Here is a 4315-nt window from a genome sequence, read left to right as displayed (position 1 = left end):
TGCCACACCGACCGGACCAGAGCAATCACCTGACACACCGGCACCCCCGCACCACCGCGCCACCGCACCCGCCAGCCCCGCCAGCAACACCTCCCGCACCCCACAGTGGTAGAGGGCGGGGGTGCGGCCCGTGAGTGTGGCGGCCTGGTCCGCCGGGACGGTCCAGGAGTGGCGGCGCAAGGTGGCCGCGGTGTCCCGGGCCGGGTCCGGGGCGGGCAGCCCCGGAAGCGGGCCCGCGCCTTTCAGCAGGGCGGTCCACGCGTCGAGTTCGGCGAGTCGGTGTCCGGCTTTCGCCTCCTCGGCGAGCAGGGCGGCCCACCGGGGGAAGGAGGTGCCCACCGGGTCGAGTGCGGGCTCGCCGCCCGCCGCGGCCGTCTCACAGGCCTGGGCCAGATCGGGGACGAGCACCCTCCAGGACACGCCGTCGACGGCGAGATGGTGCACGACGAGGGCCAGCCGTCCGGTCCTGGCCGGCCCGGCGTCCAGCCACACCGCCCGGAGCATCACCCCGGCCGCGGGGTCGAGCAGCCCGGTGGCCTCGCGCGCCGCGCTCGCGGCGAAGTCGTCGAGATCGCCGTCCGGCGTCGCGGTGGCGTCGACGGATGTGATCAGGTCCGCGGCGCGGACGGGGCCGCCGGGCTCGCCGACGACGAGCGCCGGTTCCGTGCCCGGTTCGCCGGTGGCGCGGGCGCGCAGCATCCCGTGGGTGGCGAGCAGGGCGTCCAGACCGCGTTCCAGGGTCTCCCGGCGGAGTCCGGCGGGGGTGCCGACGAGGGCCCACTGCGCGAACCGGGGCCGCAGTGCCCGTTCCCCGAAGATCCGCATCACGGGGGTCCAGGGGACCTCCCCGGTCCCGGTGTCCCCGGTGTTCCCGGGGCCCCCGCCGCCGACCGCGCCGGCCGCGCCGGCCGCTCCGTCGGGAGGCGCGGCCACGGCGGCCAGCCGCTCGGGGGTCTTCTCCTCGAAGACCTGGCGCGGGGTCACGACGTGGCCGGCGCGGCGGGCGCGGGAGGCGAGCTGCATGGAGGAGATCGAGTCCCCGCCCAGTTCGAAGAAGCTGTCGCCGGCGCCGACCCGCTCCAGCCCCAGCACCTCGGCGAAGAGGGCGCAGAACGCCGCCTCCGCCGCGGTGCGCGGTTCGCGGCCGGTGACCTTGGAGGCGAAGTCCGGGGCGGGCAGCGCTCTCCGGTCGAGTTTGCCGTGGGCGGTGAGCGGCAGTTCCTCCAGCGGGACGAGGACGGAGGGCACCAGGTACTCGGGGAGCCGCTCGGCCAGGAACGCGCGCAGGGCGCCGAGGAGTTCACCGGTGCCGCCGGCCGCACCGGGCGCGCCGGTACCGGTGGCGGGTACGACGTAGCCGACGAGGCGGCTCTCGCCGGGCCCGTCCCGGCGGGCGACGACGGCGGCCCGCGCCACGGCGGGGTGCCCGGTGAGCACCGCCTCCACCTCACCCGGTTCGACGCGGTGGCCGCGCACCTTGACCTGGGTGTCGGACCGGCCGGCGAAGACCAGTTCGCCGTCGCCGGTCCAGCGGGCCAGGTCGCCCGTGCGGTACATGCGCTCACCCGGCGCGAACGGGGAGGCGGTGAAACGCTGCGCCGTCATCCCGGGTTGCCCCAGGTAGCCGCGGGCGAGGCCGGGGCCGGAGACGTACATCTCGCCGACGGTGCCGGGCGGTACCGGCCGCAGGAAGGCGTCGAGGACGTGGACCTGGGTGTTGGCCAGGGGCCGGCCGATCGGGACGGCCTCGCCGGCCCCGTCCCGGTCCGCGGTGAGCGGGGCGCTCATCGCCGCGCACACGGTGACCTCGGTGGGCCCGTAGGCGTTGACCATGCGCCGCCCGGGGGCCCACCGCTCCACCAGGGCGGGCGGGCAGGCCTCGCCGGCCACCACCAGCGTCTCCAGCGTGCCGGGCAGGTCGTCGCAGGCGGCGAGCACGCTCGGGGGCACGGTCACATGGGTGGCCCGGGCCGCGCGGAGCGCGTCGGCGAGCGGCAGGCGGGGCGGCAGCTCGTCCGCGCCGGGCACGACGAGCGTGGCCCCGGCGAGCAGCGCCATGCAGAGCTCGGAGACCGCGGCGTCGAAGCCCAGCGGCGCGAACTGCAGCACCCGCGCACCGGGCCGCACGGCGAACCGCTCGATCTGGGCCCGCGCCAGGTTGCCCAGGCCGCCGTGGGTGACGACGACGCCCTTGGGGCGGCCGGTGGACCCGGAGGTGTGGATGACGTAGGCGGCGTGGGCGGGGGTCAGCGGAGCGCGGCGCTCCCCGTCCGTCACCGGCCCGGCGGGGAGGGCCGCCACGGCGGCGGCGGTCTCCGGCTCGTCCAGCACCAGCAGCCGGCCGGCCGTGCCCGCCGGTACCGCGCTCCGGGTGGCGCGGGTGCACACCACCACCGCCGGGTCCGCGTCGGCCAGCAGGAACGCCACCCGCTCCGCGGGGTGCCCGGGGTCGACGGGGACGAAGGCGCCCCCCGCCGCGGAGACCGCGAGTACGGCGAGGACCATCTCCGGGGAGCGCTCCACCAGCACCGCCACCCGCTCCTCCGGCCCCACCCCGGCGGCGATCAGGTGGCGCGCCAGGCGGTGTGCGGCGGCGCACAGCTCGCGGTAGGTCAGCGAACGGCCGCCGGAGTCGACGGCCACCGTGTCCGGGGACCGCTCCGCCCGGCGCCGCACCAGATCCGGCAGCGGCTCGCGGGGCGCGGGGGCCGTCGTGCGGTTCCACGCCTCCAGCGCGGCGCGCCGCCCGGCCCCGAGGACGTCCACGCGGGCGGGCGGCGCGTCCGGGGCGGCCGTGATCTGCCGCAGCACCCGCTCCAGCGAGGCGACGACGTCCGCGGCCCGCTCGCGGGGGAAGAGGTCGGGGCGGTGGATGAACTCGCCGTGCAGCCGGTCGCCGGGCACGGCGATCAGCGTCAGCGGGTAGTGGCCGGTGTCCTCCGGGGTGCCGGCGGGGCGGACCGTGAGGGCGCCGGGCGCCGGCTCGCGGAGTTCGGGGCGCGGGTAGTTCTCGTAGACCACGAGGGTGTCGAAGCCCGCGCCCGGCCCGGCGAGCCGCCGGATCTCGGCCGGCCCGAGGTGCTGGTGGGCCATGAGGGCGACCTGCCGCTGCTGGAGACCGGTGAGCAGGTCGGCGACAGACCGGACGCCGTCGAGGCACACCCGCACCGGGACGGTGTTGAGGAAGAGACCGACCATGGACTCCACCCGCGGCAGGTCGGCGGGGCGGCCGGCGACGGTCGCGCCGAACACCACGTCGGTACGGCCGGCGAGCCGGGCCAGGAGGAGCGCCCAGGCGCCCTGCACCACGGTGTTGACGGTCACGCCGTGCGCCCGGGCCAGCTCGTCCACGGCCCGGGTGAGATCCTCACCGAAGGCGAAGGGCACCCGTTCCGGCACCACCGGGACCAGCGCCTTCTCCGCGGGGACGACCACCGTCGGCTCATCCGTCCCGGAGAACTCGGCGCGCCACGCCTCCCGCGCCGCGTCCCGGTCCTGGCGGGCGAGCCAGCCCAGGTAGTCGCGGTAGGACGTGGCCGGAGGCAGGGCCCGGACATCGCCACCGGCCGCGTACAGCGCCGACAGTTCCCCGATGAGCACCGGCAGGGACCAGCCGTCGGTGACGATGTGATGGCTGGTCACAACCTGCAGATGACGCTCCTCGCCGAGGCGGACCAGGAGCAGCCGCAGCAGCGGTGGCCGGGTGACGTCCAGGCGGTGGGAGCGTTCGGCGGCGAGCAGCCGGTCCAGCTCCGCGCGGGACTCCTCCTCCCCGAGCCCGGAGAGATCGGCCTCGCCCCACGGGGGCGCCGCCTCGCGGGCGATCACCTGGACGGCCTCGCCGGACTCCAGCCGGTGGAAGCCGGCCCGCAGCACGGGGTGGCGGTCGAGCAGGGTCCGCCAGCAGCCGCGCAGGCGGTCCGCGTCCAGGGGGCCGTCCAGGGCCAGCACGCGCTGCCCCTCGTAGAGGTCGGGGCCCTCCTCGTCGAAGGCCGCGTGGAAGAGCAGCCCTTCCTGAAGCGGGGACAGCGGCCAGATGTCGGCCAGTGCCGGGACCGCCGTCTCCAGTCGCTCCACGGAGTCCTGGGTGAGGGCGAGGAGGGGGAAGTCGGAGGGTGTGTGGCCGCCGGCGGCGGGGTCCTCGGTGTGGGCGGCGAGCCCGGCGAGCATCTCCAGCCACAACTGCCCCAGTTGTTCGGCGTCCGCCTCGTCGAGCAGCCTCCCGGCCCAGCTCACGGTGAGGTTCACGGTGGGGCCCGCGTCGGTGTCCAGAACCGCCGCGCCCGCCTCCAGGGTGTGCAGGACGGGGGTCGCG

General features: G+C 77.0%; 1 protein-coding gene. It reads right to left on the bottom strand.

The window, feature by feature from the left end; translation table 11 throughout:
- Positions 1 to 4315, bottom strand: a 4315-nt coding sequence (locus HCK00_RS26550) for a non-ribosomal peptide synthetase (protein WP_168104593.1), incomplete at both ends; no start/stop codon positions are given.

Source organism: Streptomyces zingiberis (assembly GCF_012034935.1).
Classification (GTDB): Bacteria; Actinomycetota; Actinomycetes; order Streptomycetales; family Streptomycetaceae; genus Streptomyces; species Streptomyces zingiberis.
The sequence above is the reverse complement of the archived record's forward strand: the minus strand, read 5'-3'. Positions and strand labels throughout refer to the sequence as shown.